The organism is Pseudomonas sp. SZ40, from assembly GCF_052958135.1.
Genome location: NZ_JBQWIF010000011.1, coordinates 109,801 through 135,336, shown reverse-complemented (window position 1 = coordinate 135,336; position 25,536 = coordinate 109,801). Strand labels below are relative to the sequence as shown.

The 25,536-nt window shown below is 63.1% G+C and carries 29 protein-coding genes; 12 read left to right on the top strand and 17 right to left on the bottom strand.

Annotated features, from left to right (window positions below):
• The first annotated feature begins 1 nt into the window (after position 1).
• A complete protein-coding gene (locus tag ACT9T4_RS11610) occupies positions 2-724 on the top strand; it encodes an endonuclease (protein ID WP_042555428.1) in 723 nt (240 codons plus the stop codon).
• 212 nt (positions 725-936) lie between these two features.
• On the opposite strand, the gene thrC is transcribed toward ACT9T4_RS11610, so the two are convergent.
• The 10 genes from thrC to ffh form a co-directional block, all read right to left on the bottom strand.
• Positions 937-2,346 carry a threonine synthase gene (gene thrC, locus ACT9T4_RS11605; RefSeq protein WP_179538963.1) on the bottom strand — a complete coding sequence of 470 codons (1,410 nt, stop codon included), beginning with the start codon at positions 2,344-2,346 and terminating at the stop codon, positions 937-939.
• A gap of 179 nt (positions 2,347-2,525) precedes the next feature.
• Entirely contained in the window at positions 2,526-3,830 is a 1,305-nt protein-coding gene (locus tag ACT9T4_RS11600) for a homoserine dehydrogenase (protein WP_499117044.1), read from the bottom strand.
• 105 nt (positions 3,831-3,935) lie between these two features.
• Positions 3,936-4,661 carry a DsbC family protein gene (locus tag ACT9T4_RS11595; RefSeq protein WP_499117043.1) on the bottom strand — a complete coding sequence of 242 codons (726 nt, stop codon included), beginning with the start codon at positions 4,659-4,661 and terminating at the stop codon, positions 3,936-3,938.
• Positions 4,662-4,768: 107 nt separating this feature from the next.
• Positions 4,769-5,665 (bottom strand): site-specific tyrosine recombinase XerD, encoded by an 897-nt coding sequence (gene xerD, locus ACT9T4_RS11590; protein ID WP_042555424.1) that lies wholly within the window; start codon positions 5,663-5,665, stop codon positions 4,769-4,771.
• Positions 5,666-5,715: 50 nt separating this feature from the next.
• Complete coding sequence (locus tag ACT9T4_RS11585) at positions 5,716-6,123, bottom strand: acyl-CoA thioesterase (RefSeq protein WP_042555423.1); 408 nt, start codon at positions 6,121-6,123, stop codon at positions 5,716-5,718.
• A 268-nt stretch (positions 6,124-6,391) separates the two neighbouring features.
• Positions 6,392-6,742 (bottom strand): 50S ribosomal protein L19, encoded by a 351-nt coding sequence (gene rplS, locus ACT9T4_RS11580; protein WP_042555422.1) that lies wholly within the window; start codon positions 6,740-6,742, stop codon positions 6,392-6,394.
• A 41-nt stretch (positions 6,743-6,783) separates the two neighbouring features.
• On the bottom strand, positions 6,784-7,536 hold the full coding sequence (gene trmD / locus ACT9T4_RS11575; protein ID WP_499117040.1) for a tRNA (guanosine(37)-N1)-methyltransferase TrmD: 753 nt from the start codon (positions 7,534-7,536) through the stop codon (positions 6,784-6,786).
• Between the two features lie 4 nt (positions 7,537-7,540).
• Positions 7,541-8,077, bottom strand: a complete 537-nt coding sequence (gene rimM, locus ACT9T4_RS11570) for a ribosome maturation factor RimM (protein ID WP_042555420.1) — start codon at positions 8,075-8,077, stop codon at positions 7,541-7,543.
• Positions 8,078-8,084: 7 nt separating this feature from the next.
• Positions 8,085-8,336, bottom strand: coding sequence for a 30S ribosomal protein S16 (gene rpsP, locus ACT9T4_RS11565; protein ID WP_499117038.1), 252 nt, complete (start codon positions 8,334-8,336; stop codon positions 8,085-8,087).
• Between the two features lie 144 nt (positions 8,337-8,480).
• Positions 8,481-9,857, bottom strand: coding sequence for a signal recognition particle protein (ffh, locus tag ACT9T4_RS11560; RefSeq protein ID WP_042555418.1), 1,377 nt, complete (start codon positions 9,855-9,857; stop codon positions 8,481-8,483).
• 193 nt (positions 9,858-10,050) lie between these two features.
• Here ffh and ACT9T4_RS11555 point away from each other — a divergent pair, with 193 nt between their 5' ends.
• Together ACT9T4_RS11555 and ACT9T4_RS11550 are read left to right on the top strand one after the other, a co-directional pair.
• Complete coding sequence (locus ACT9T4_RS11555; protein WP_042555417.1) at positions 10,051-10,851, top strand: cytochrome C assembly family protein; 801 nt, start codon at positions 10,051-10,053, stop codon at positions 10,849-10,851.
• Positions 10,852-10,853: 2 nt separating this feature from the next.
• Positions 10,854-12,101, top strand: a complete 1,248-nt coding sequence (locus ACT9T4_RS11550; RefSeq protein ID WP_042555416.1) for a CNNM domain-containing protein — start codon at positions 10,854-10,856, stop codon at positions 12,099-12,101.
• 38 nt (positions 12,102-12,139) lie between these two features.
• Here the strand turns inward: ACT9T4_RS11550 and purT are convergent, their stop codons facing one another.
• Positions 12,140-13,321: a formate-dependent phosphoribosylglycinamide formyltransferase gene (gene purT, locus ACT9T4_RS11545; RefSeq protein WP_042555415.1), complete on the bottom strand. Its 1,182-nt coding sequence runs from the start codon at positions 13,319-13,321 to the stop codon at positions 12,140-12,142.
• A 296-nt stretch (positions 13,322-13,617) separates the two neighbouring features.
• Between purT and ACT9T4_RS11540 the strand changes: the two genes are divergently transcribed.
• A complete protein-coding gene (locus ACT9T4_RS11540; protein WP_179538964.1) occupies positions 13,618-13,782 on the top strand; it encodes a hypothetical protein in 165 nt (54 codons plus the stop codon).
• Between the two features lie 22 nt (positions 13,783-13,804).
• On the opposite strand, the gene moaE is transcribed toward ACT9T4_RS11540, so the two are convergent.
• From moaE to ACT9T4_RS11520, 4 genes are all read right to left on the bottom strand, one after another.
• Positions 13,805-14,263 carry a molybdopterin synthase catalytic subunit MoaE gene (gene moaE, locus ACT9T4_RS11535; RefSeq protein ID WP_499117035.1) on the bottom strand — a complete coding sequence of 153 codons (459 nt, stop codon included), beginning with the start codon at positions 14,261-14,263 and terminating at the stop codon, positions 13,805-13,807.
• 1 nt (position 14,264) lies between these two features.
• On the bottom strand, positions 14,265-14,507 hold the full coding sequence (locus ACT9T4_RS11530; RefSeq protein WP_499117033.1) for a MoaD/ThiS family protein: 243 nt from the start codon (positions 14,505-14,507) through the stop codon (positions 14,265-14,267).
• Positions 14,504-14,983: a cyclic pyranopterin monophosphate synthase MoaC gene (gene moaC, locus ACT9T4_RS11525; RefSeq protein WP_042555412.1), complete on the bottom strand. Its 480-nt coding sequence runs from the start codon at positions 14,981-14,983 to the stop codon at positions 14,504-14,506. Before moaC ends, ACT9T4_RS11530 begins: the two co-directional genes overlap by 4 nt.
• A 121-nt stretch (positions 14,984-15,104) precedes the next feature.
• The gene (locus tag ACT9T4_RS11520) at positions 15,105-16,496 is read right to left on the bottom strand and encodes a PhoH family protein (RefSeq protein WP_042555411.1); all 1,392 of its coding nucleotides are present in this window, start codon (positions 16,494-16,496) and stop codon (positions 15,105-15,107) included.
• 406 nt (positions 16,497-16,902) lie between these two features.
• On the opposite strand from ACT9T4_RS11520, the gene yaaA reads away from it, so the two are divergent.
• The 7 genes from yaaA (at position 16,903) to ACT9T4_RS11485 (ending at position 24,173) form a co-directional block, all read left to right on the top strand.
• Positions 16,903-17,682 carry a peroxide stress protein YaaA gene (yaaA, locus tag ACT9T4_RS11515; protein WP_042555410.1) on the top strand — a complete coding sequence of 260 codons (780 nt, stop codon included), beginning with the start codon at positions 16,903-16,905 and terminating at the stop codon, positions 17,680-17,682.
• Positions 17,683-17,823: 141 nt separating this feature from the next.
• Positions 17,824-18,288: a hypothetical protein gene (locus ACT9T4_RS11510; RefSeq protein WP_042555409.1), complete on the top strand. Its 465-nt coding sequence runs from the start codon at positions 17,824-17,826 to the stop codon at positions 18,286-18,288.
• 46 nt (positions 18,289-18,334) lie between these two features.
• The gene (locus ACT9T4_RS11505; protein WP_042555408.1) at positions 18,335-19,165 is read left to right on the top strand and encodes an SDR family oxidoreductase; all 831 of its coding nucleotides are present in this window, start codon (positions 18,335-18,337) and stop codon (positions 19,163-19,165) included.
• 56 nt (positions 19,166-19,221) lie between these two features.
• Positions 19,222-19,608, top strand: a complete 387-nt coding sequence (locus tag ACT9T4_RS11500; protein WP_042555407.1) for a hypothetical protein — start codon at positions 19,222-19,224, stop codon at positions 19,606-19,608.
• 67 nt (positions 19,609-19,675) lie between these two features.
• Complete coding sequence (locus ACT9T4_RS11495) at positions 19,676-21,094, top strand: GGDEF domain-containing protein (RefSeq protein WP_052493838.1); 1,419 nt, start codon at positions 19,676-19,678, stop codon at positions 21,092-21,094.
• Between the two features lie 65 nt (positions 21,095-21,159).
• Entirely contained in the window at positions 21,160-21,393 is a 234-nt protein-coding gene (locus ACT9T4_RS11490; RefSeq protein WP_042555406.1) for a hypothetical protein, read from the top strand.
• Positions 21,394-21,539: 146 nt separating this feature from the next.
• The gene (locus ACT9T4_RS11485; RefSeq protein ID WP_499117028.1) at positions 21,540-24,173 is read left to right on the top strand and encodes a DEAD/DEAH box helicase; all 2,634 of its coding nucleotides are present in this window, start codon (positions 21,540-21,542) and stop codon (positions 24,171-24,173) included.
• A 9-nt stretch (positions 24,174-24,182) separates the two neighbouring features.
• Here the strand turns inward: ACT9T4_RS11485 and ACT9T4_RS11480 are convergent, their stop codons facing one another.
• Positions 24,183-24,656 carry a phosphate-starvation-inducible protein PsiE gene (locus ACT9T4_RS11480; RefSeq protein ID WP_082045851.1) on the bottom strand — a complete coding sequence of 158 codons (474 nt, stop codon included), beginning with the start codon at positions 24,654-24,656 and terminating at the stop codon, positions 24,183-24,185.
• Between the two features lie 63 nt (positions 24,657-24,719).
• Positions 24,720-24,929, bottom strand: a complete 210-nt coding sequence (locus ACT9T4_RS11475; protein ID WP_499117026.1) for a hypothetical protein — start codon at positions 24,927-24,929, stop codon at positions 24,720-24,722.
• 240 nt (positions 24,930-25,169) lie between these two features.
• On the opposite strand from ACT9T4_RS11475, the gene ACT9T4_RS11470 reads away from it, so the two are divergent.
• Positions 25,170-25,433 carry a YebG family protein gene (locus tag ACT9T4_RS11470; RefSeq protein ID WP_499117024.1) on the top strand — a complete coding sequence of 88 codons (264 nt, stop codon included), beginning with the start codon at positions 25,170-25,172 and terminating at the stop codon, positions 25,431-25,433.
• Positions 25,434-25,536: the final 103 nt, after the last annotated feature.

Genomic DNA, 25,536 nt, shown 5'->3' with positions numbered 1-25,536 from the left:
CATGCCGTCCCGCAGCCTCCTCGCCCTGCTCTGCCTCATCCTCTGCACATCGATCTTCGCCGCACCACCGCAAACCTTCAGCCAGGCCAAGAAAATCGGCTGGAAGCTCTATGAGCGTCAGTCGGTGGAGTTCTACTGCGGCTGCAGTTTCAGTGGCAACCGCGTCGACCTGAAAAGTTGCGGATACACCCCGCGCAAGAATGCCAACAGGGCCGCCCGGATCGAGTGGGAACACATCGTCCCAGCCTGGCAGATCGGCCACCAGCGCCAGTGCTGGCAAAACGGCGGCCGGCAGAACTGCAGCAAGAACGACAGCGTCTATCGCCGCGCCGAGGCCGACCTGCACAACCTGGTACCGGCGATTGGCGAGGTCAACGGAGATCGCAGCAACTACGACTTCGGCTGGCTACCCCAGGCGCCCAGCCAGTATGGCGCCTGCGCGACAGTGGTCGACTTCAAGGCCCGCAAGGTCATGCCGCGCAAGGAAGTACGCGGTATGATCGCCCGCACTTACCTGTACATGAGCGACCGCTACAAGCTCAAGCTGTCGAGACAGAATCGCCAGCTGTTCACCGCCTGGAACAAGACCTACCCGGCGCAGCAGTGGGAACGCCAGCGCAACCAGCTGATGGGGTGCGTCATGGGCTGGGCAAACCCCTACGTCGGGCAACTGGACAAGCGCTTGTGCCAGCAGGCACCGATTACTGCCGTCAATCGGCAGTAGGGCCTGGCGACGATCAGGCAAGGCGGGCCGTGGTTTGGCGGGCTAAAGCCCAACCTGCGACCTGAAAGCTACAGAACCGCTTTCCTGGGAGCACGCCATACGCTCGAATCGTGGGCATTGCCCGCTTCCACAGCAGTCAGTCGACAACCCCCTGAAAACGCGAAAGGCCGGCACCACCAGGTGACCGGCCTTTCGCCTTGCAGCGTTATCGCTTAAAGCGGCTTGCCGCGATTACCGTGGGCAGCCACGAATGCCTGCACCGTCTTCAGGTCGTTGGCCAGTACGGTACAGCGCTCGTCGCGCTCGAACAGATCGGCCAGGTGCGGCGGCAGCGCCGGCGACTGATCGACGGCAGCCTTTTCCACCGCTTCCGGAAACTTGACCGGATGCGCCGTACCGAGAACCACCATCGGCACAGCCAGGCTGCGACGGCATTCGCGAGCAGCACGCACGCCAATGGCGGTGTGCGGGTCGAGCAGTTCGCCAGTGGCGGCGTACACCTCGGCAATGGTTTCGCAGGTCTGCTCGTCGCTCACCGCAAGGGAGTCGAACAGCTTGCGGGCCTCGGTCCAGCGATCGTCCTCGACGGTGAAACCACCGGTCTGACGGAACTCGGTCATCAGTGCCGCGATCGACGAACCATTACGACCGTGCAGGTCGAACAGCAGGCGCTCGAAGTTCGACGACACCATGATGTCCATCGACGGTGACAGGGTCGGATACAGCTCACCCTTGGCGTACTGATTGCCGCTCATGAAGCGATGCAGGATGTCATTGCGGTTGGTGGCGACGATCAGCTGGCTGATCGGCAAGCCCATGTTGCGCGCCAGATAACCGGCGAAGATATCGCCGAAGTTGCCGGTCGGCACCGAGAAGGCCACCGAACGCGCCGGGCCACCGAGCTGCAGCGCCGCATGGAAGTAGTAGACGATCTGGGCCATGATCCGCGCCCAGTTGATCGAGTTGACCGCCACCAGGCGAGTGCCCTTGAGGAAACCCTGGTCGGCGAAGCTGGCCTTGACCATCTCCTGGCAGTCATCGAAGTTGCCCTCGATGGCGATATTGTGAATGTTGTCGCCCAGGATGGTGGTCATCTGCCGGCGCTGCACTTCAGACACGCGGTTGTGCGGGTGCATGATGAAGATGTCGACGTTGTCGCAGGCCTTGCAGCCCTCGATGGCCGCCGAACCGGTATCACCGGAGGTGGCGCCCATGATCACCACGCGCTCGTTGCGCTTGGCGAGCACGTAATCGAGCAGGCGACCCAGCAGTTGCAGGGCGAAATCCTTGAACGCCAGGGTCGGACCATGGAACAGCTCGAGCACCCACTCGTTGCCGTTCAACTGGCGCAGCGGCGCCACGGCGGAGTGCTCGAACACGCCATACGTGTCCTCGAGGATCTTCTTGAAATCGGCATCCGGGATGCTGCCGGTCACGAACGGACGCATCACCCGGAACGCCAGCTCGTGATACGGCAGGCCCGCCCAGGAGGCGATCTCTTCCTGCGTGAAGCGCGGCAGGTTTTCCGGCACATAGAGGCCGCCGTCAGTGGCCAGACCGGCCAGCAGAACATCTTCGAAATTCAGGGCCGGTGCCTGGCCGCGAGTGCTGATATAGCGCATTGTCTGCAAACCTTCGGTTCGAGCGGCAAGCTTCAAGCTTCAAGCGTCGAGCAACAGCACAAGTGCCTTGCTCGCGACTTATCGCTTCTCCCCTGCTGCGGTGTTCAAGTTCAGTTCATCAAGCGATCAGTGAACCCAGAGGCCCTCTTGCAGCTTGAAGCTTGCAGCCGTAGCTGCTTTCAGTTCAGTTGTTCGACGCGGATGCGCACGACATTGCCGACCACGTCGCTCAGCGCTTCGAGCGCTGCAATGGCGTCGTTCATGCGCTGCTCGGCAACGCGATGCGTGACCAGGATCATCGGCACCAGGCCATCCTGCTCTTCGACTTCTTTCTGCATGATCGATTCGATGTTGATGCCGCGCTCCGACAGGATGCTCGCCACCTGGGCCAGCACGCCGGGGCGATCCTTGGCCTGAATGCGCAGGTAATAGGCGCTTTCGCAGTCGGCGATCGACAGGATCGGATGGTCGGACAGCGAATCCGGCTGGAAGGCCAGGTGCGGCACGCGATTGGTCGGGTCGGTGGTCAGGGCACGCACAACATCGACCAGATCCGCCACCACCGCCGACGCGGTCGCCTCCATGCCAGCGCCAGCACCGTAGAACAGCGTGCTGCCAGCGGCATCGCCATTGACCATCACCGCGTTCATCACGCCATTGACGTTGGCGATCAGGCGGTCGGCCGGAATCAGCGTCGGGTGCACGCGCAGCTCGATACCGGCCTCGGTACGGCGTGCGACGCCCAGGTGCTTGATACGGTAGCCCAAGGCTTCGGCGTAGTTGACGTCAGCAGTGGTCAGCTTGGTGATGCCTTCGGTGTAGGCCTTGTCGAACTGCAGCGGGATACCGAACGCGATGGACGCCAGAATGGTCAGCTTGTGGGCCGCGTCGATACCCTCGACGTCGAAGGTCGGATCGGCTTCGGCATAGCCCAGCGCCTGTGCCTCGGCGAGCACGTCCTCGAAAGTACGGCCTTTCTCGCGCATTTCACTGAGAATGAAGTTGCCGGTACCGTTGATGATCCCCGCCAGCCAGTTGATACGGTTGGCCGCCAGGCCTTCGCGAATCGCCTTGATCACCGGGATGCCACCCGCCACCGCCGCCTCGAAGGCAACGATCACGCCCTTCTCGCGAGCGCGGGCGAAGATCTCGTTGCCGTGCACGGCGATCAGCGCCTTGTTGGCGGTCACCACATGCTTGCCGTTGTCGATGGCCTTGAGCACCAGCTCACGGGCGATGCTGTAGCCGCCAATCAACTCCACGACGATATCGATTTCGGGGTTGCTGGCTACCGCGAATACATCGCTGGTAATGCTAATGCCGGTCGACTGGTACTGAGGCTTGGGTGTACGGGTGGCAATCTGCGCCACCTCGATGCCACGCCCGGCACGACGCGCGATTTCCTCGGCGTTGCGCTTGAGCACATTGACGGTACCGCCACCGACGGTACCCAGCCCACAGATGCCTACTTTGACCGGATTCACACTAGACTCCCCAACTGCACTGCGTAAAACGGCTGGAACACGCGCCAGCCGTGGAAAAAGAGCCGCACATTACGAAGCGGCCGTTCGATAGTCAATCGAGCCAGATCACTTGGCTTCCAGCGCCAGTTTTGCCAACTGCGCCGCGGGCTGATAGCCCGGAATCATCTTGCCGTTTTCCAGAATGATCGCCGGCGTGCCATTGACCCCGATCATCTGCCCTAGCTGATACTGCTCGGCCACGGGATTGTCGCAGGTGGCTTCGGCGACCGACTGACGCGATTTGGCCTGATTCATCGCCGCCTGGCGATCCTTCGAGCACCAGACGCTGGCCAGATCCTTCGCACCCTTGCTGCCCAGCCCCTGACGCGGGAAGGCCAGGTAACGCACTTCGATACCCTGCTTGTTGAGCTCGGACACTTCGCTGTGCAGCTTCTGACAGTAACCGCAGTCGGTGTCGGTGAACACGGTGATATGCGCTTTCGGCTGCTTGGGCGCGAACACCACCATGTCCTTGGCAGGAATGGCGTTGATCTGCTTGGCGATGGCGCGACTCTCTTCAGCCTCGGTCAGGTTGATGGCCTGCCCGTCCTTGAACTGGAACAGGTAACCCTGCATGACGAACTGCCCGTCGGCACTGGCATACAGCTGGCGACCACCCTTGAGCTGCACCTGGTAGACGCCGGGCATCGGACTTTCGGCAATGGCCTCGATCGGCAGATCAGGCTGGATCGACAGCAGGTTCTTGCGAATCGTCTGATCCGGGTCGGCGGCATGGCCGAGGGTGCTGACCAGGCCAAGGGCCATGGCCGCGAAAATGCGGGTCACACGCATGAATACTCCTATCGAGCGACGGGGTGACAAGGGAAGAACGAAGACTACCACAACCGCAGCCGCGGGCCGCAGGGCCGGGACGCAAAGCGCGAACTGCCGCAACCGGCTTACCCCCGCGGATGGTGCTGTGCGTGCAGGGCCTGCAAACGAGCCCGCGCCACGTGGGTGTAGATCTGCGTGGTGGACAGATCACTGTGCCCCAGCAGCATCTGCACCACGCGCAGGTCCGCGCCATGGTTGAGCAGATGGGTCGCGAAGGCGTGCCGCAGCGTATGCGGCGACAGCGACTTGGCGATGCCGGCCACCCTGGCCTGATGCTTGATGCGATGCCAGAAGGTCTGCCGGGTCATCTGCTCGCCGCGCAAACTGGGAAACAGCACATCGCCCGGCCGACCACCGAGCAGCGCCGGCCGCGCCTCGCGGCAGTAACGCTCGACCCAGCCGATCGCCTCTTCACCCATGGGCACCAGGCGCTCCTTGCTGCCCTTGCCGAAGACCCGCAGCACGCCCTGACGCAGATTGACCTGTTCGAGCGTCAGCCCGATCAGCTCACTGACCCGCAACCCACAGGCATACAGCACCTCGAGCATCGCGCGGTCACGCAGGCCAATGGGGTCATCCAGATCGGGGGCCGCCAGCAGTGCCTCGACATCCGCCTCGGACAGCGACTTGGGCAACGGCCGCCCAAGCTGGGGCATGTCCACCTGCAGGGTAGGATCGGTTTCGATCACCCCCTCGCGCAGCAGAAACCGGTAGAAGCCGCGCATCCCGGAAATCAGCCGCGCCGTGGAGCGCGCCTTGTAGCCTTCGTTCATGCGCCAGGCCAGGTGATCGAGCAACACCTCGCGGCCGACCGCCTGCAGCTCGACACCACGCCCCTGCAGCCAGCCATTGAGCAATGCCAGGTCACTGCGATACGCAGACCGGGTATGCACGGACAAGCCTTTCTCCAGCCACAGCGTCTCGATGAAGCGCTCGATCAGCGGATGGTCGACTGCGGACATCGGTTATCCCCAAAACGGAAGGTTTGGCGGCACCAGCGGCACGCGCACGATCAGAAACCCGGCAGCACCGCTACCGGCTTGCCATCCTCGCCCATCGCCACGAAGCTGAAGGCACCACGGATGGCGAGCTCGCGGCGGGCGCCGTACATGTCCTCGACGAACACGTCGACCTGCACCTTCATGCTGGTATTGCCGACCGCACTCACGCGACCGACCAGCTCGACGATGCTACCGGCCGGAATCGGGTGACTGAAATCGATACGGTCCGAGGACACCGTGACCAGCGGCAGCCGACAGAAACGGGTGGCGGCGATGAACGACACCTCGTCCATCCACGCCATGGCCGTACCACCAAACAGGGTATTGTGATGATTGGTGGTCGGCGGAAACACCGCCTTGGCCACACGGGTCTCGGAAAGCTCGGTACGCCGCTGAATTTCCTGCTCTCTGGGGGTCATTACTCAGAACCTGCTCACAACGTTGGTGTGCATATTGGACACGAAAATCGCACCCAACAGGAAAGGACTCTACAAGGCGAAAGCGGACCTTCGGTTTGGTGGGCTGAAGCCCACCCTACAGCCGCGCATCTAGCCGTAGGGTGGGCTTTAGCCCACCAATTGTCCCCCGACTACGAAAGGCTGCTTTCGCCACGTTGCTGCCACTTCGACGAACGCCAGAAACGAAAAAAGCAGCCCAGGGCTGCTTTTTTCGTGAGGGAAGCGTGGCTTAAGCCAGCTTCTCCTTGATGCGTGCTGCCTTGCCGGACAGGTCGCGGAGGTAGTACAGCTTGGCCTTGCGAACGTCACCACGACGCTTGACGGACAGGCTGTCGACCAGCGGGCTGTAGGTCTGGAAAGTACGCTCAACGCCTACGCCGCTGGAGATCTTGCGCACGGTGAAAGCGCTGTTCAGACCGCGGTTACGCTTGGCGATTACCACACCTTCGAACGCCTGCAGACGCTGACGGTCACCTTCCTTTACTTTTACCTGGACGATTACGGTGTCGCCCGGGGCAAAGGTAGGGATCTCTTTGCTCATCTGCTCAGCTTCGAGTTGCTGAATGATCTTGTTGGTCATGCTGCGCTCCTAAGACGGGCCATCAGGCCGGCCATCGATATTTAGTTATCGTCCCGCTGGCGGATGTATTCCTCCAGCAGCTTTTTCTCTTCCCCAGAAAGCGAGCGGCTATCCAGAAGATCGACACGGCGTTCCCAGGTGCGTCCCAGGGACTGCTGCAAACGCCAGCGCCGGATGTGTTCGTGGTTGCCGCCAAGCAGCACCTCAGGAACACGTTTATCCGCATACACCTCCGGACGGGTGTAGTGCGGGCAGTCGAGCAAGCCATCCGTAAAGGAGTCTTCCTCGGCCGAATCTGCATGACCCAATGCACCAGGCAAAAGGCGCGTCACCGCATCGATCAGCACCATGGCCGGCAGCTCACCGCCGGACAGGACGTAGTCGCCAATCGACCATTCCTCGTCGACGTGCGTTTCGATGAAACGCTCGTCGACGCCTTCGTAGCGGCCAGCGATGAGGATCAGACGCTCCTCCTTCGCCAGCTCGCGTACCGCCGCTTGCGTCAGCGGGCGGCCTTGTGGCGAAAGGTAGATCACCTTCGCCTGACCGCCGCTGGCCTGCCTGGCATCAGCCAGTGCATCTTCGAGCGGCTTGATCTTCATCACCATGCCAGGACCACCACCGAAGGGGCGGTCGTCAACGGTGTGATGACGATCCGTGGTGTAACTGCGTGGGTTCCAGCAGGTCAGCTGCAACAGCCCCTGCCTTACCGCACGGCTGGTAATGCCGTAATCGCCGATGGCGGCGAACATTTCCGGGAATAGCGTAATGACATCGACGCGCAAGCTCGGCATGGCGTCAGAAGTCCGCATCCCAGTCGACCCGCATCTCGCCAGCCTCGAGGCTGATCGACAACACGCACTGTTGCGTATAAGGCAACAGACGCTCGCGATCATCGAGGCTGTCGATGCACGGCTTGACCACCATCACATCATTGGCACCGGTCTCGAACAGATGGTCGATCTTGCCGAGCAATTGCCCCGCCTGATCGATAACCTTGAGACCTATCAGCTGATACCAGTAGAACTCACCGTCTTCCAGCTCGGGCAGCAGGCTTCTGGGAACGCAGATCTCGAAGCCGGCGTAGGTACGCGCAACCTCACGATCATCGAGCCCTTTGAGCCTGGCGACCAGAACCTTGCCCTGCAAGCGTCCACCAGCCAGTTCAACCTGTTTCACCTCGCCATCGCGCCGCAGCGTCCAGCGAGGGTAATCGAGCACGTTATCCAGAGGATCGGTAAAGGAAAACACCTTCACCTCACCCTTGACGCCATGCACCGAGACAATCTTGCCAAGAACCATCAGATCCTCGGCGGGAGCCGGCGTCGTGCTCATAAAGTGCTTAGGCAGCAGCCTTGGCAGCTTCTTTCAGCAGCTGAGCAACGCGCTCAGACGGCTGTGCGCCCTGGCCCAGCCAGTAGGTAGCGCGCTCTTGATTCACGGACAGCTTGACTTCAGCACCCGAAGCGACCGGATTGAAGAAGCCAATACGCTCTACGAAGCGACCGTCGCGCGCATTGCGGCTGTTGGTCACGGTCAGGTGGTAGAAGGGGCGCTTTTTGGAGCCGCCACGAGCGAGACGAATAGTTACCATGTGAACATCGTTCCTGTAGTCGGTGCTAACTTGAGGCACACATCAAAAATGGGCCTAGGCCCGAAAGGCCGCATATTCTAAGGATTATGCGGCTGTTTGCAAATCTCTTTTTCCGCCGGCCGTCGATAGGCCCGCGCAGAGGCTTCAGAACTTCGGCATACCGCCGCCCGGCATCATGCTGCCCATGCCGCGCATCATCTTGGCCATGCCGCCTTTGGCGCTGAATTTCTTCATCATCTTCTGCATCTGCTTGTGCTGCTTGATCAACCGCCCGATGTCCTGCACCTGCGTACCGGACCCCTGCGCGATGCGACGTTTGCGCGAACCGCTGATGACGTCCGGGTCGCGGCGCTCGGCCGGCGTCATGGAGTTGATGATCGCCTCCATCTGCTTGAACTGCTTCTCCGCCGCACCCTGGGCACCGCCCATCTGCGACAGGTTGACGCCACCCATCTGCGGCAGCTTGTCCATCAGGCCGCCGAGGCCACCCATGCTTTTCATCTGCACGAGCTGGTCACGGAAGTCTTCGAGATCGAAGCCCTTGCCCTTCTTCAGCTTCTTGGTGAGCTTCTCGGCCTTGTCGCGGTCGAGAGTCTGCTCAGCCTGCTCGATCAGGCTGAGCACGTCGCCCATGCCGAGGATGCGCGAGGCGATCCGCTCGGGGTGGAAAGGCTCGAGCGCTTCGCTCTTCTCGCCCATGCCGATGAACTTGATCGGCTTGCCGGTGATCGCCCGGACCGACAGTGCGGCACCACCCCGGGCATCACCGTCGACCTTGGTGAGCACCACGCCGGTGAGCGGCAGTGCGTCATTGAAGGCCTTGGCGGTGTTGGCGGCATCCTGACCGGTCATGGCATCGACCACGAACAGGGTTTCCACCGGCTTGACCGCGGCATGCAGCGCCTGGATCTCGGCCATCATCTCGGCATCGATGGCCAGACGACCGGCGGTATCCACCAGCACCACGTCGATGTACTTGAGCTTGGCCTCGCGAATCGCCGCCTCGGCGATGGCCACCGGCTTCTGGGTGATATCGGACGGAAAGAACGTCACGCCGATGTCGTTGGCCAGGGTTTCCAGCTGCTTGATCGCTGCCGGACGGTAGACGTCCGCGGACACCACCATCACGCTCTTCTTCTTGCGCTCCTTGAGCAGGCGCGCCAGCTTGCCGACGGTGGTGGTCTTGCCCGCGCCCTGCAGACCGGCCATCAGCACGACGGCTGGCGGCGTAGTGCTCAGGTCGAGGTCTTCGTTGGCCGCCCCCATGAGGCTTTCCAGCTCCAGGCGCACGATCTTCACGAAGGCCTGGCCAGGCGTCAGGCTCTTCGACACCTCGGTACCGACCGCACGGTCCTTGACCCGACCGACGAAGTCCTTGACCACGGGCAGCGCCACGTCGGCCTCGAGCAGCGCCATGCGCACTTCGCGCAGGGTGTCCTTGATATTGTCCTCGGTCAGCTTGGCCTTGCCAGTGACGCTACGCAGGGTCTGCGAGAGGCGATCTGTTAAATTTTCGAACATGCGCGTTCCTTTCAGGCCGTCGGGCCGGGATGGGCTGGCAGCAAACGGCGGATTATAACGGAGACTGCCGCGCTTTCGAGGCTTCTTTGTCGGAGCCGCTGCGACATATGAGACCTGATACCACTTGCGGTCTTTTGGCGACAACCGTTGTGTGCCACACTCAGCGCCTTTCAGGCCTTGTCATTCAGGATCTATGCACCCTCTGTTGCCCAGCCTCGCCGCCGCCATTTTCTATTTTGGCGCCGCCAGCTACCAAGGCCTGCACCTGACCCGTCGCAGCACACCCAGCAAACGCATGCTGGCGCTTCTTGGCGTCATTGCCCTGTTCTTCCATGGCGGCAGCCTGTTCATGCAGATGCACAACAGTGCCGGCCTGACCCTGGACTTCTTCAACACCGCCAGCCTGATCGCCTACACGGTGATCGTGCTGATCCTGCTGGCCAGCCAGCGCATGCCGGTGGAAAACCTGCTGCTGTTTCTCTTCCCACTTGGCGGCCTGACGGTTCTGTTCGCCCAGTTCATGCCCAGCGGTACCACCCAGCCGATTGAAGAAGGGCCCGGCATCCTCGCTCACATCCTGCTGTCGATCGTGGCGTACGGCATGCTGACCATCGCCATGTTCCAGTCGCTGTTGCTGCTGGTCCAGGATCATCAGCTCAAGCACAAGCACCCCTCAGGCCTGATCCGCAACTTCCCGCCGTTGCAGACCATGGAAAGCCTGCTGTTCGGCTTCCTGTGGTGCGGCTGGGCCCTGCTCTCGCTGTCGCTGCTGTCCGGAGCGATCTTCATCGACAACCTGTTCACCCAGCATCTGGTGCACAAGACCATCCTCTCCTGCTTCGCCTGGGTGGTATTCGCCGTGCTGCTGTGGGGTCGCCACCAGCTTGGCTGGCGCGGGCACAAGGCGATCCGCTGGACGCTGGCCGGGTTCTGCCTGCTGATGCTGGCATTCTTCGGCAGCAAGCTGGTTCGCGAATTCATCCTCCACATCTGACCGTGGACACGCCCTCTCCCCTCGCCCAAGTGGCCGTACTACTTCTGCTGCTGGGCTGCGCCGCATTCTTCACCTGCGCGCGTACCGTGCTGTTCAGCCTCAATCGCTATCGCTTGCGCCACCGTGCCCGCCAGGGCCATCGCGCGGCTGCGCGGCTGATTCGCCTGCTGGACCAACCGCAACGCCTCTCCGCCACCCTGCGCATCGGTACCATCTGCAGCACCATGGCCGCCTCCGTGGCTGCCACCCTGCTCGCTCTGAGTCAGGGCGGTACCGCCACCCTGGCCATTTCACCGTTCCTGTTGACCCTGGCCGCGCTGATGCTGGCCCATCCGCTGGGGCGCGTGCTGGCCATTCTGCCGGCACCGCTGTTCGCCTACCCGGCAAGCCGCCCGCTGACACTGGTCAGCGCTGCGCTGTCACCGCTGACCAGCCTGCTGCTGAGCATCAGCCAGGCGCTGCGCAGCAGAATCGGCAAGCCCGCGCCTGGGCAGCACGATGACCTCAGCCTCGAGGAACTGCGCGGCGCGCTGCAGGCCGATGACCTGCCACTGCCCAGCGAGAGACGCGCCATGCTGCTGGGTGTGCTCGAGCTGGATCGGGTCAACGTCGACGACATCATGATTCCGCGCCACGAGGTCACCGGCATCGACCTGCACAGCGGCACGCCACTGGCCGAACAGATCCGCAATGCCTCGCACACCCGCCTGCCGGTGTATCGCGACAGCCTCAACCAGACCGAAGGCATCCTGCACATGCGGCGCCTGGCGGGCCGTGGCGAGTTGAACGAGAGCAGCCTGCTGCTGGCCTGCGACGCGCCGTACTTCGTACCGGAAGGGACGACCCTGGCCACCCAGCTGGTGAACTTCCAGCAGCACAAGTACCGCACCGGTATCGTCGTCGACGAATATGGCGAAGCCATGGGCATCGTCACCGTGGAAGACATTCTGGAAGAGATCGTCGGCGATCTGAGCACCGTGGAAACCGCCCACCCGAGCGAATTCCACCCCCTGGGGGACGGCACCTGGTCGATCAAGGGCAGCGCCTACATACGCGAAGTGAATCGCGGCCTGGGCTGGAGCCTGCCGGTCGATGGGCCGAAGACCGTCAATGGTCTGGTGACCGAAATACTGGAGAACATCCCGGACAGCGCCGTATGCCTGCAGGTCGGCCGCTACCGCCTGGAAATCCTCAAGGCCAGCGGCAGCCGGGTCCTCGAGGTACGGGCCTGGGAGGCCCGGCAGAGGTGAAGCAGCCAGCGGGAGCGATACTCCCGCTGGCCTTTTCCTTACAGCTCGACGCTCACCGCCTGTGCCGAACGCAGCGCCTTGGCGCGTGCGGCCTCCAGCGACTCGTCACGGGCCAGCGCCACGCCCATGCGGCGCTGACCACTGACTTCCGGCTTGCCGAACAGACGCAGTGCGGTATCCGGCTCGGTGAGCGCTGCGCCCAGGTTGCCGAAGCTGACCTGCTGCGACTCGCCTTCGACCAGAATAACCGCCGAGGCCGAGGGGCCGAACTGGCGGATCGCCGGGATCGGCAGGCCGAGAATGGCCCGCGCATGCAGAGCGAACTCGGACAGGTCCTGGGAGATCAGGGTAACCAGGCCGGTGTCATGAGGGCGCGGGGAAATTTCGCAGAACCACACCTGATCGCCCTTGACGAACAGCTCCACGCCGAACAGGCCGCGCCCGCCCAGAGAACCGGTCACGGCCAGAGCGATGCGCTCGGCCTCGGCACGTGCCGCAGGGCTCATCGCCTGGGGCTGCCAGGACTCCTGGTAGTCGCCCTTCTCCTGACGGTGCCCGACCGGTGCACAGAACGTGGTGCCACCGACGTGGCGCACGGTCAGCAGGGTGATTTCGTAATCGAAGTCGATGAAGCCCTCGACGATCACCCGGCCCTTGCCGGCACGGCCACCAGCCTGGGCGTAATCCCAGGCCTTCTGCACGTCATCGGCGCCCTTGAGCACCGACTGGCCCTTGCCCGACGAACTCATGATCGGCTTGACCACGCAGGGGAACCCGATGGCGCTGACCGCGGCCTGGAACTCCTCGAGGGAATCGGCGAACTGATACGGCGAGGTCGGCACGCCCAGCTCTTCGGCGGCCAGGCGGCGGATGCCTTCACGGTTCATGGTCAGTTGCGCGGCACGGGCGCTGGGAATCACCGTGTAGCCTTCGTTCTCCAGCTCGACCAGCGTGGCGGTGGCGATCGCCTCGATCTCCGGCACGATGTAATGCGGCTTCTCCAGTTCGATCACCGCGCGCAACGCAGCGCCATCGAGCATGCTGATCACGTGGCTGCGATGCGCCACCTGCATGGCCGGAGCATTGGCATAACGGTCGACGGCGATGACTTCGACGCCGAGGCGCTGCAGCTCGATCACCACTTCCTTGCCGAGCTCACCCGAGCCACACAGCAACACACGGGTCGCGCTGGGCGACAGGGGGGTTCCGATACGGGGCATAACAGGATCCTTGGGTAGCAGGAGAATTCAGGCGGCGATTTTAATCACGGCAGGCGCCGACCGCGAACTAAATCGCTGCGCCGTCAATCGGCAAGGCCGCGCAAGGCTCCGGATCGCGGCACCGCGCCGGGCTCTGTCGACTGACGCTCTGGAGCACTATTGATCCCGCGAATTGCGCCGGATCAACGCGGCAAGGTAATCGCTCGTCTACGCTCAAAGTGGATGCCGCCGCTGCGTCAGTGACTGGCGTGGCGGCGCAGCTCCTGGCAGGCAAGACTTCCAGAGGAGGCATCGCCATGGACGCTTTCCACATCATGATCGTGATTCTGGTCAGCGGCTTTCTGCTGCTGGGAATCGGCTTCAACAACCGTGAGCAGGAATGGGGCATCTGGCTGACCGGCCTGGGCGCGCTGTCGATGTTCGCGCCACTGTTCTTCAAGGTGTTCATCGAGTTCGGCTGAGGCTTGCCGTTCGAAGCCCTGTTCAGTCGCCACTGCGCCAGCGCCGGGCGGATGCCTGGTCGCTCTCCCGTCCTTCGACCCAGCGCGGGCCGTCGGCGGTGTCCTCTTTCTTCCAGAACGGCGCCTGGGTCTTCAGGTAGTCCATGATGAACTCGCAGGCCTGGAACGCCGCCTGGCGATGGGCACTGGCCACGCCGACGAAGACGATCGGCTCGCCCGGCTCCAGCCGGCCGACCCGGTGAATCACCTCGACGCCCAGCAGCGGCCAACGCGAGCGCGCCTGGGCTTCGATACCGGCCAGGGCCTTTTCCGTCATGCCGGGGAAATGCTCGAGAAACATCCCCGCCACGTCGCGGCCATCGTTGAAATCACGTACGTAACCCACGAAACAGGCCACCGCACCGACACCGGTATTGGCCGCATGCACGGCATTGGTCTCCAGCCCCGGATCGAAAACCGCCTGCTGTACGCGAATGCCCATCTCAGCCTCCGGTAACCGTAGGGAAGAACGCCACCGCATCGCCATCGGTCAGCGGCTCGCTCAGCGCGCAGAGCTCTTCATTGCGCGCGCACATCAGCCCACGCTCGGCGAGCACTTCCCACACCCCGCCGCGCGCCAGCAGGTGCTGACGCAGCTCGTCGAGGGTGGCAAAGCCGGGTTGCAGCTGCTCGGCGTCCAGGCCGAGGGTTTCGCGATAACGGGCGAAGTACTGCACGCTGATCATCGCGCGTCCTCATCCGCCAGGAAGTGGCCGCTCTTGCCGCCGACCTTCTCCAGCAGGCGCACCTGCTCGATGACCATGCCGCGGTCCACCGCCTTGCACATGTCGTAGATCGTCAGCGCGGCGACGCTGGCAGCGGTGAGCGCTTCCATTTCCACCCCGGTCTGACCGGTGAGTTTGCAGCGGGCGCGAATCAGCACAGCGTCGTTACCGTCGGCCTGCAGCTCGACCTTGACGCTGGTCAGCATCAGCGGGTGGCACAGCGGAATCAGATCCGAGGTTTTCTTGGCAGCCTGAATACCGGCGATACGCGCTACGGCGAAAACGTCGCCCTTGGGATGTTCGCCGTCGACGATCATCTGCAGCGTCTCGGCACGCATGCGCACGCGCGCCTCGGCCACGGCTTCTCGAACGGTCTGCGCCTTGTCGCTGACGTCGACCATATTGGCGCGCCCCTGGGAGTCGAGATGGGTCAGCACGGGCAATCTCCGAATGAATGATGCGGAGATTGTAAGCCTCAACCCTCAGGCTTCAAGCCAAAAGAGCGTGACGAGGTTGCAGCTCTCGTCACGCCTGCCACTGGAGACAGGTTGCCTGCCGCTACATATGGCTTTCCGCGTACTCGGCGAGTATCGAGCGTGGAACGCCCTGCAGGGTGATGTGCACGCCGTGCTCGAAGCCTTTGAACCGCTCGGTGAGGTAGGTCAGACCTGAGCTGGGTGCCGACAGATAGGGCGTGTCGATCTGCGCCAGGTTGCCCAGGCAGATCACCTTGGAACCACTGCCGGCGCGGGTGATGATGGTCTTCATCTGGTGCGGGGTGAGGTTTTGACACTCGTCGATGAGGATCAGGCTCTGCTGGAAGCTGCGCCCGCGGATGTAGTTCAGGGATTTGAACTGCAACGGCACCTTCTGCAGGATGTAGTCGACGCTACCGTGGGTGTTCTCGTCATCCATGTGCAGGGCTTCGAGGTTGTCGGTGATGGCGCCCAGCCAGGGCTCCATCTTCTCGGCCTCGGTACCCGGCAGGAAACCGATCTCCTGATCCAGCCCCTGTACCGAACGGGTGGCGATGATGCGCCGGTAGCGCTTGTTGACCATGGTCTGTTCGATGGCAGCCGCCAGGGCCAGGATGGTCTTGCCGGAGCCGGCGGCGCCGGTCAGGTTGACCAGGTGGATATCGGGGTCGAGCAGCGCATAGAGCGCCAGCGCCTGATAGATGTCCCGCGGCTTGAGGCCCCAGGCTTCCTGATGCAGCAGCGGCTCCTGATGCAGATCGAGAATCAGCAGTTCGCCACCCTCGGCCTCCTTGACCCAGCCGACGAAACCCTGCTCGTCGATGATGAATTCGTTGACGTTGACCCCCGGCAGTTCCTCGCTCAACTGCACGCGGTGCCAGGTGCGGCCATGGCCCTGACGGGTATCGACCTTGGCGACACGATCCCAGAAGGCGCCTTCGACGTTGTGATAGCCCTTGGAGAGCAGCGAGATGTCATCGACCAGTTGGTCGGTGTGGTAATCCTCGGAATCCAGACCGCAGCCACGCGCCTTCAGGCGCATGTTGATGTCCTTGGTCACCAGCACCACCGAGGTGCCCGGGCGGCGCGATTTCAGTTCGACCAACTGGTTGATGATCTTGTTGTCGTTGAGGTCCTCCGGCAGCCAGGTGACGGGCGCCGCACTCTTGCTCATGAGAATCGACAGAAAGCCGCGAGGCTCGTTCTTGCCACGCTGGATCGGCACGCCGTGCTCGACCTCCTCGGGGCTGGCGCCATCGAGGATCTTGTCGATCAGACGGATCGCCTGGCGGCACTCGGCGGCCACCCCCTGCTTGCCGGTTTTCAGCTTGTCGAGTTCCTCCAGCACCGTCATCGGAATGGCGACGTGGTGTTCCTGAAAGTTGAGCAGCGCGTTGGGATCGTGAATCAGGACATTGGTGTCGAGGGCGTACAAGGTTGGGGCGGTGGGCTTGATGCGTCCGTGGTCATCCATACTCGTCACCTCTTGTCGGATCCAGCGACGGAATGCCAGGACGGCGCTCCGCCACACAGGGCCACCGACTCCCCGCCCGGGCGGAGAGGTGCAAACGATGAGGGCCGAGGGCCGCCACCTGTCTGCAGGGTTCGGCGGTCTTTCAAGGCGCGGCCTGCGACGGCGGATCATCATGATCGATTCGCTGCAGACCACAGTTCGTTGATACTCCAAAAAATGTGACAGGAAAATGATCTTTTCAGATTTTTGAAGTTTATTTTTCGCTTAGACGAATGACGCTTGGCGCTCGCGTCACTCACCGCTAAAGTCCTGAGTTCGACCACCGCGAATCCTGCCTCTCCCTGCCAGCTAACTGCTCCTGCCACCGAATCGGCTAGAATCGGCGCTCCGCTGAAGGAGACGACCTATGCTGATGGTGATTTCACCCGCCAAGACCCTGGATTACGACACCGCGCCGGTGACGTCACGCTTCACCCAACCCGAGTTCCTCGACCACTCCCAGGAACTCGTCGCCCAGCTACGCGAATTCTCCCCCGCGCAGATCGCCGAGCTGATGCACCTGTCGGACAAGCTCGCCGGCCTCAATGCCGCACGCTTCGGCAGTTGGACGCCAGCCTTCGACACGCAGAACGCCAAGCAGGCCCTGCTGGCCTTCAAGGGCGACGTGTACACCGGCCTGGATGCGCAAAGCTTCGCGGAGGCGGATTTCGATTTCGCCCAGCAGCACCTGCGCATGCTTTCCGGCCTGTACGGTCTGCTGCGCCCGCTGGACCTGATGATGCCCTATCGCCTGGAGATGGGGACCAAGCTGGCCAACGCCCGCGGCAAGGACCTCTACGCCTTCTGGGGCGAGCACATCAGCCAGTGGCTGAACGAAGCGCTGCAGGCGCAGGGCGACGACGTGCTGCTCAACCTGGCCTCCAACGAGTACTTCGGCGCGGTCAAGCGCAAGGTGCTCAAGGCGCGCATCATCGATACCGAATTCAAGGACCTGAAGAACGGCCAGTACAAGATCATCAGCTTCTACGCCAAGAAGGCCCGCGGCCTGATGGCTCGCCACGTGATCAGAGAGCGCCTGAAGGACCCGAAGGACCTCAAGGACTTCGACGACCAGGGCTACCGCTTCTCGGCCAAGGACTCCAGCGCCGACAAGCTGGTATTCCTGCGCGACCACGCCCCGGAGTGATAGGGGCTGTTCCCGTTTCACGCACGGCCGCGCTGAAACGGGAACAAACCTTACGTGGAAACATCCGCCAACCCCTGCGCGCGTGCCGAGGCAGCCACGCTTGTGTAGGATTGGCCAACATTCGACGATCAAGGTCCCGCGATGATTTTCGGCGCGATTCTGGTGCTCAGCTGGTTCATCCTGCTGATCCGCTACCCGGCCAAGGCCCTGCCCATATCCCTCGCCGCGCTGGTCGGCCTGGGGCTGGTCTCGAGCTGGGTGCTGTGGCAGGAGAGCCGCGAGAATCGCCACCTGGCTCACCTCGAGCTGCGCCTGGCTTACACGCCGCAAAGCTGTCCGGCAGATCGCCCGCTGGGCCTGCACCTGCACAACGGCAGCGAAGCCGCCCTGCTGGAGTTGCGCTGGCAGGTAGCCGCTTATCGCCCGGGCGACAGCGTCAACCTGGCGCAGCGGCTTTACGAGACCCCGCGCTACAGCGGCCCCGGCGAATTGCTGCCGGGCGCCGACTGGCAAACCTGCCTGCCCCTGCCTACCCTGCGTAGCGGCTACCGCGCCAGCACGTTGGAGTTTCGCGCCGAACAGCTGCAAGGTACGTTCAGTCGCTGACCGACACCTGAAAAGATCCAGATAACAACAAGCACAAGGATTCCCCATGAGCCACCCCACGGTTCTGATCACCGGCTGCTCCAGCGGCATCGGCCGCGCACTGGCCGACACCTTTGCGCAGCAGGGCTACCAGGTCTGGGCCAGCGCCCGCAAGGAGGAAGACGTGGCGCGCCTGAGCGCGGCGGGCTTCAACGCCGTGCAACTGGACGTGGACGACGCCGCCGCAGTCGAACGGCTGGCCGCGACGCTCGAGCAACGCATCGGCGGCCTGGACGTACTGATCAACAACGCCGGCTACGGCGCCATGGGCCCGCTGCTCGATGGCGGCGCCACGGCGCTGCGCCGACAGTTCGAAACCAATGTGTTCGCCATCGTCAGCGTGACTCGGGCGCTGTTCCCGCTACTGCGCCGCAACAAGGGGCTGGTGGTGAACATCGGCAGTGTCTCTGCCGTGCTGGTCACCCCGTTCGCCGGCGCCTACTGCGCCTCCAAGGCTGCCGTACACGCGCTCAGCGATGCCCTGCGCCTGGAGCTGGCGCCTTTCGGTGTGGGCGTGCTGGAGGTGCAGCCCGGCGCCATCGAGTCGAGCTTCGGCACTCACGCCAGCCGTCAGGCCGAGCAGCTGATCGGCGAGCGCTCGCCCTGGTGGCCCATGCGTGACGGCATCCGTGCCCGCGCCATGGCTTCCCAGGACAATCCGACCCCTGCCAGCCACGTCGCTCGCAATGTGTTCGCCGCCGTGAACGGCGGCAAGCGGCCACGGGTGCTCCGCATCGGCAATGGCAGCCGCGCACTGCCGCTGCTCGCCGCCCTGCTGCCCGGCGCGCTGCTCGATCGCATACTGAGCCGCCGCTTCGGCCTGGATCGCGCCTTGTAGAACCTGGCTCCAGCGACGAGACTCAGGCTTCATCCTTTGCACCGAGCCGTGCCGCCATGCCTCCATCCCATGCTTCCGTCGCCATGACCCGCTACGCCGTGATCGGCGTGGTCGCAGCCGTCCTGCTCAACCTGCTGCTGCGCAGCTTCGTGAAACTCGGCGGCGTGCTGGCCACCCTGGTGATCGCCGCCAGCGTGGCGGCGATCATGGCCCTGCTGTTCGCCTGGCAGCAGCGCCGCCCACCAACCCGCGGTGAACGTCGCCGCCTGGTCTGGCTGTACGGCGGCATGCTGGCGCTGCTGTATGCCGGCCTGCTGACCATGATGACGCTGCAGGACGACCCCAATCCCATGGGTGTGGTGATCTTCGCGCTGCACTACCTGAGCTATCCGCTGCTCGCCCAGATGCTGTTCTCCGAGCGAATCTTCAAACGTATGCCGTGAGCGGAGGGCACTTGCGGGCAAATCGCTGCTCTACACTCGATACGAAATCAGCCCGATCGGACATTCGATGAGAACCAGCAGGCACATCAGGACCCAGGAGCGACGCATCATTCTGGCGCTGCTCGCCGCACTCCTGGCGGTGCAGGTCATCATCTACCTGGTCAGTGTGCGCACCAACCGCAACATCGTCGAAGAAACCATCAACACCAGCCTGGAGACCACCGCCCAGGTGGTCGACCAGTTGCTCGAGCTGCGCCATCGGCAACTCGGTCAGGGCGCCGCCGTTCTGGCGGCCGACTACGGCCTCAAGGAGGCCATCGCCATCGGTGAGCGCGCGACCATCGAATCCATGCTGCAGAATCACGGCAGACGCCTGCAGGCCGATATCGCCGTACTCAACAGCCTCGACCGGCAATTGATCGCCAGCGTGCCCAGCGAGCTGCAGCAGGCCGACATCGTTCCCCTGCTCAAGGCCGCGGCGCAATCCGGCGGTACCGACGGGCAGTTGCCCATCACCCTGCTGCGCAGCCAGAGTGGCGTGCTCTATCAGTTGATCCACAGCGTGGTGAGCATGCCCACGCCACAGGCCGAGCTCACCCTGGGCTTCGCCATCGACGACGACCTCGCAGAGGATCTGAAGCGGGTCACCGACACCGAGTTCGTCATCCTCTCGCGCGGCGAGAACGGTGCCTGGCAGTTGCATGGCGACACCCTGAACAGCACCTTCGACCGCCTGCTCGGCAACCCCGCCGCGCTGATCGATGGCGCAAGCTGGACGCTGCAAGACGCCGACAACGAATACCTGATGCGTTCGGTGTCGCTCAGCAACGTCAATGCCCAGGGCGCCAGCGAGGTACTGCTGATCATGGGCAAGTCGCTGGGACAGACCATGGCTGCCTACGCGCGCATCGAGACCTTCCAGCGCTATCTGCTGCTGGCCAGTCTGCTGCTGTCGGCCCTGGTGGTGCTGCTGATCAGCCGCCACCTGCTACGCCCGCTGAATACCCTGGCTCACCTTGACCCACTGACCGACCTGCCGAACCGCCGGCTCTTCGATCACAGCGTCGCCAATGCGCTCACGTCCAAAGGCCGCAGCACACCGTTCGCGCTGATGATGATCGACCTCGATCACTTCAAGCAGATCAATGACCGCTACGGCCACGCCGCAGGCGATGAGGTGCTCAAGGTCAGTGCCCGGCGCCTGCGCGGTCTGCTGCGGCGCATCGACATGCCGGCACGCCTGGGCGGCGACGAGTTCGCCGCCCTGCTCCCCGGCCTCGACCGTGCAGCAGCGATTCGCCTGGGCCAACGTATCGAGGAAGCCCTCAGCGAACCGATCACCTTCAACCAGCAGACACTGCAGATCGGCATCAGCATCGGTATCGCCATCGCCCCCGAGGACGGCCAAACCGCCAGCGACCTGCTGCGCATGGCAGACGCCGAGATGTACGCCGACAAGGCGCAGCGCGAGAACGAATCGGTCTGAAAGGTCGAACAGACCTCTACCAGCCGGGTCGCACCTCAAGTCCCTGCTGATAAACGAGCGCATTCATGGAATACATCGACTGGCTGCAATGGCCAGCCATGCTGGTTACCGTCGCTGCGGCCTGGCTGGTCGCATCGAAGCAGCGCCAACGCCGTAACCTGGGTTTCTGGGTGTTCATGGCCAGCAACCTGCTGTGGATCGCCTGGGGCCTCTACAGTCATGCCTACGCATTGATCGTGCTGCAACTGTGCCTGGCGGCCATGAACATTCGCGGTGCGATCAAGACCGAAGAGCAATGAACCGTGCCACGGCAGAGCACCTGCCGCAGGCGCATTGGCCGCACAGGTGCTGCCAATCCCGCTCAGGCTATGAGACCATCGGCGGCTTGCCACCGTATTCATCCTGCCATGCCGAACCCTGCCTTTGACCCCGGAGAGCTCGTCTGATGCCAGACATCCTGCACCTGCAGCAGGCCGACTGGCGCGGCGATTTCGATGACGGCGCGCTGCGCCGCGGTCAGGACTATGCCAACCGTGGGCTCAGCCGCCTGCTCAGCCTCAAGGATCTCAGCCTGCTCGCCAGTTGCCTGGGCAGTGGCGAGCGACCTTACCAGCAGCGCATCACCCTGCACCCCTACGGCCAGGGCTGGGGGGTGACCGGGCATTGCAGCTGCCCGGTTGGCTTCAACTGCAAGCACGTCGCCGCCGCTCTGCTCACGCTCGAAGCCCGTCAGCGTTCCGGCGAGGACCTTGGCTCGTTGATCGTCGTCGAAAAGCCCATGGAAGAAACCCGCATCGACGATGTGCCGCCGATACCGGTGCTGACCCTCGGCAGCCACGTGCGCGTGCACTTCGATGCGCGCAAGGGCCGCATGCTGGAGCAGACCCAGCACCGCGCAGCGCTGGCCTTCGACTATCAGGGCCACAGCGCCGCTGGCAAACCGGTCAAGGACCTGCTGTATCGCCTGGGCCCGACCCATCAGTTGCGCATCGTGCGTGACGGCGCCCGCGAAGCCGAGCTGCGTCATCGCCTGGAGGAAGGCGGCCTGCGCACGGCCCTGCGGCAGAGCGAGGCACTCGCCCAGCATCCTGGCGAACACTTCGAACTGCAGGGCGACGCGGCCTGGCTGGCCTTCATGCAGCAGCAGGTCCCGGCCTTGCGCGAAGAGGGTTGGCGCGTCGAGGTGCAACCCGACTTCCAGTACAACCTGGCACAGATCGACGACTGGTACGCCGATGTCGACGAGGTACCCGAGCAGGGCTGGTTCGACCTGGAGCTGGGGATCGAAGTGGAGGGTCAGCGCATCAGCCTGCTGCCCATCCTGCTCCAGGCCATTCGGCGCACGCCCTGGCTGCTTTCCGGCGAAGCACTTGCACAGCGCCAGGATGGAGAAATGCTGCTGGTCACCCTGCCCCACAGCCAGCGTCGCGTTGCCCTGCCCTATGCACGGCTCAAGCCGCTGCTGGCAGCGCTCGGTGAGCTGTTCATCGGTGATGGCGAAGACATCGGCACCCGGGTGCGTCTGCCCCGCGCCGATGCGACGCGCCTCAACGTCCTGCAGCAGGGCCCGGCGCTGAACTGGCAGGGTGGCGCCGATCTGCGCGATTTCGCCCAGCGTCTGCAGCACACCACGCTGCAGACGGTCAGCGCTCCGGACGGCCTGGCGGCACAACTGCGTCCCTATCAGTTGCAGGGGCTGGGCTGGATGCAGGCCCTGGCCGAACTGAAGGTCGGCGGCGTGCTGGCCGACGACATGGGCCTGGGCAAGACCCTGCAGACCCTGGCGCATATCCTTCTGGAAAAACAGAACGGCCGCCTGCAGCAACCGGCCCTGATCGTCATGCCCACCAGCCTGATCCCCAACTGGCAGGATGAAGCCGCGCGGTTCGCGCCGAGCCTCAAGGTGCTGGCCTTGCACGGTGCAAAGCGCCGCAGCCAGTTCAAGCTGATCGCCGAACACGACATCGTGCTCACCACCTATGCCCTGCTGCCCCGTGACCTCAAGACGCTGACCGCGCAACGCTTCCATCTGCTGATCCTCGACGAAGCCCAGAGCATCAAGAACCCGCGCAGCAAGGCGGCTCTTGCCGCTGGCCAGATCAACGCGCAACAGCGTCTGTGCCTCAGTGGCACGCCGCTGGAAAACCACCTGGGCGAGCTCTGGTCGCTGTTCAATTTCCTGATGCCGGGCTGGCTCGGCGACAGCAAGAGCTTCACCCGCGACTACCGTACGCCCATCGAAAAGCATGGCAACGAACAGCGTCTGGCGCATCTGCGTGGGCGCATCAAACCCTTCGTGCTGCGTCGCAAGAAGGAACAGGTGGCCCGCGAGCTGCCACCGAAGACCGAGATCACCCAGTGGGTGGAACTGACCCCGGCACAGCGCGACCGCTACGAGATTCTGCGCCTGGCCATGGACCGCAAGGTGCGTGAGGAAATCACCCGCCAGGGCCTGGCCCGCAGCCAGATCGTGATCCTCGAGGCGTTGCTGCGTTTGCGCCAGGTGTGTTGCGACCTGCGCCTGCTCGACGAAGCGCCGGAAGAACTGAGCAGCGCCGACTCCGGCAAGCTCGGCAGCCTGCTGGAGATGCTCGAAGCGCTGATTGGCGAAGGCCGTCGGGTGCTGCTGTTCTCCCAATTCACTTCGATGCTGGCGCTGATCGAGGCCGAGCTGCAGGCCCGCGGTATCGCCTATGCCAAGCTGACCGGCAGCACCCGAGATCGCCGCACGCCGGTACAGCAGTTCCAGGCGGGGCAGTTTCCGGTCTTTCTGATCAGCCTCAAGGCAGGCGGCTCGGGCCTCAACCTCACCGCGGCCGACACGGTGATCCACTTCGACCCCTGGTGGAACCCCGCAGCGGAGGCCCAGGCCAGCGATCGTGCCTACCGGATCGGCCAGGACAAGCCGGTGTTCGTCTACAAGCTGATCGCCCGTGGCAGCGTCGAGGAGAAGATCCAGCAACTGCAGCACGCCAAGGCCAGCCTGGCCCACGGCCTGCTGGAAGAAGGCGGCAGCCAGGCGCAATGGCAACTCAGCGAGGACGACCTGCAGGCACTGTTCGCCCCGCTGAGTGACTGACAGGCGTCACTACTTCTCCGAGTAGTTGTCGCCGACCACTTCGCCGCTCGAGTCGATGGCCTTGCTGGACGGAAACTTGTAGGACGCGAAGCGCACCGCCAGCACCGACAGCGCCAGGAAGAAGATACCGCCACACAGGTACAGCAGGCCGATATCCGGCGCCTTGTGGTGGGACACGTCACCGATCAGAAGTCGGGTAAGCGCCGTGATCGCGATGTACAACAGAAACCTTATCGGGAGATGGTTCGTTTTAAAGTAGATCCCTACCATCGCCCCAAGCTCCAGGTAGATGAATAGAAGCAAGATGTCGTCTACGCTGGCATGGCGTGCTTCCACCATGTCCATGAAAGCCATGACCGAAGCCCATGCGGTAGCGGCACCGATGGCGAATAGCCCCATGTAATGGAACCCTTCGACAAAAAGGTTCCCTATCGAATTAGCCTGCTTGTGCATGCGTTCCCTGCTGCGATCTGCCCATTTCACAAAGACTCCCCTCCCCTACCATTCAAAATTCGATGATGCCAGAGATCTCAAGCGATCAGATGACTACCTTGTAGTACGTACTGGTTTGTTGGTCTTTAAATAGGTGTTGACCATTGCCCCCAGCGCCAGGCCCAGGTAGTGGAGGCCCTCGACGAACAGCCGATCGAGTTCGCGCCCTTGTGCATCTGCTTGCGGCTGATATCCAACCACTCCATACCCTTTCCCTCTCCACGATTCATGCAGCCGAATGCCGCCATGATTGCGCGTCTGCATGACACTTCCATGCAGGAACGAGACCAGCGAAGCTGGCCCGCAGCGCCTGCCGTGGCACAGAGAAGCCCGCCGTCGGCGAAAAGGCACGGATGCGACGGTTCGCAGCGCGTGACAAGATGCCGCGCACACCGGCAATCATGTTTACCCTGTTCAAATGCAGCAAGGTTCATTATGCTTGCCGAAACTGTATGTATGAACAGTATATTTTCAACCATTAGCGTGAAGGCGTAGAGGTGATGAATGGCCGTCGAAGTGGTATACCGCAGCAGTCGCGATCCGGAGCGTTTATTCATGGATAAAGCCGAAGCCGACCGTCACGACAAGATGCTGGAACTGGCAGAACTGCTCAGCGAGGTACTGCAGAAGGCGGTACCGTCCCTCAGCGAGGAACAGGGCGAAGAGCTGGGCATCTACATGGCCAGAAACCGCGATGTGTTCGCCAAGGCCTTCAAGAACCAGCCCGATGCCCTCGGTGAACTGGGTAGCGAAGCCCAGGCGGAATGATCGGCGGGCGGTGCCGTACAAATCGCCGGCAACATATCCGCGGCCTTCAGCTCTAGACGTCAGGCGCGCGCACGGTTAAAACAGAGGTCACCCACGGGAGGTG

Bases quoted from the DNA above. Each gene is read 5' to 3' on its own strand.
- ACT9T4_RS11610 (WP_042555428.1), top strand. From the start codon at position 2: ATGCCGTCCCGCAGCCTCCTCGCCCTGCTCTGCCTCATCCTCTGCACA.
- thrC (WP_179538963.1), bottom strand. From the start codon at position 2,346: ATGCGCTATATCAGCACTCGCGGCCAGGCACCGGCCCTGAATTTCGAA.
- ACT9T4_RS11595 (WP_499117043.1), bottom strand. From the start codon at position 4,661: ATGCGTGTGACCCGCATTTTCGCGGCCATGGCCCTTGGCCTGGTCAGC.
- xerD (WP_042555424.1), bottom strand. From the start codon at position 5,665: ATGTCCGCAGTCGACCATCCGCTGATCGAGCGCTTCATCGAGACGCTG.
- ACT9T4_RS11585 (WP_042555423.1), bottom strand. From the start codon at position 6,123: ATGACCCCCAGAGAGCAGGAAATTCAGCGGCGTACCGAGCTTTCCGAG.
- rplS (WP_042555422.1), bottom strand. From the start codon at position 6,742: ATGACCAACAAGATCATTCAGCAACTCGAAGCTGAGCAGATGAGCAAA.
- trmD (WP_499117040.1), bottom strand. From the start codon at position 7,536: ATGCCGAGCTTGCGCGTCGATGTCATTACGCTATTCCCGGAAATGTTC.
- rimM (WP_042555420.1), bottom strand. From the start codon at position 8,077: ATGAGCACGACGCCGGCTCCCGCCGAGGATCTGATGGTTCTTGGCAAG.
- rpsP (WP_499117038.1), bottom strand. From the start codon at position 8,336: ATGGTAACTATTCGTCTCGCTCGTGGCGGCTCCAAAAAGCGCCCCTTC.
- ffh (WP_042555418.1), bottom strand. From the start codon at position 9,857: ATGTTCGAAAATTTAACAGATCGCCTCTCGCAGACCCTGCGTAGCGTC.
- ACT9T4_RS11555 (WP_042555417.1), top strand. From the start codon at position 10,051: ATGCACCCTCTGTTGCCCAGCCTCGCCGCCGCCATTTTCTATTTTGGC.
- purT (WP_042555415.1), bottom strand. From the start codon at position 13,321: ATGCCCCGTATCGGAACCCCCCTGTCGCCCAGCGCGACCCGTGTGTTG.
- ACT9T4_RS11540 (WP_179538964.1), top strand. From the start codon at position 13,618: ATGGACGCTTTCCACATCATGATCGTGATTCTGGTCAGCGGCTTTCTG.
- moaE (WP_499117035.1), bottom strand. From the start codon at position 14,263: ATGGGCATTCGCGTACAGCAGGCGGTTTTCGATCCGGGGCTGGAGACC.
- ACT9T4_RS11530 (WP_499117033.1), bottom strand. From the start codon at position 14,507: ATGATCAGCGTGCAGTACTTCGCCCGTTATCGCGAAACCCTCGGCCTG.
- ACT9T4_RS11520 (WP_042555411.1), bottom strand. From the start codon at position 16,496: ATGGATGACCACGGACGCATCAAGCCCACCGCCCCAACCTTGTACGCC.
- yaaA (WP_042555410.1), top strand. From the start codon at position 16,903: ATGCTGATGGTGATTTCACCCGCCAAGACCCTGGATTACGACACCGCG.
- ACT9T4_RS11510 (WP_042555409.1), top strand. From the start codon at position 17,824: ATGATTTTCGGCGCGATTCTGGTGCTCAGCTGGTTCATCCTGCTGATC.
- ACT9T4_RS11505 (WP_042555408.1), top strand. From the start codon at position 18,335: ATGAGCCACCCCACGGTTCTGATCACCGGCTGCTCCAGCGGCATCGGC.
- ACT9T4_RS11500 (WP_042555407.1), top strand. From the start codon at position 19,222: ATGCCTCCATCCCATGCTTCCGTCGCCATGACCCGCTACGCCGTGATC.
- ACT9T4_RS11495 (WP_052493838.1), top strand. From the start codon at position 19,676: ATGAGAACCAGCAGGCACATCAGGACCCAGGAGCGACGCATCATTCTG.
- ACT9T4_RS11490 (WP_042555406.1), top strand. From the start codon at position 21,160: ATGGAATACATCGACTGGCTGCAATGGCCAGCCATGCTGGTTACCGTC.
- ACT9T4_RS11485 (WP_499117028.1), top strand. From the start codon at position 21,540: ATGCCAGACATCCTGCACCTGCAGCAGGCCGACTGGCGCGGCGATTTC.
- ACT9T4_RS11475 (WP_499117026.1), bottom strand. From the start codon at position 24,929: ATGCAGACGCGCAATCATGGCGGCATTCGGCTGCATGAATCGTGGAGA.
- ACT9T4_RS11470 (WP_499117024.1), top strand. From the start codon at position 25,170: ATGGCCGTCGAAGTGGTATACCGCAGCAGTCGCGATCCGGAGCGTTTA.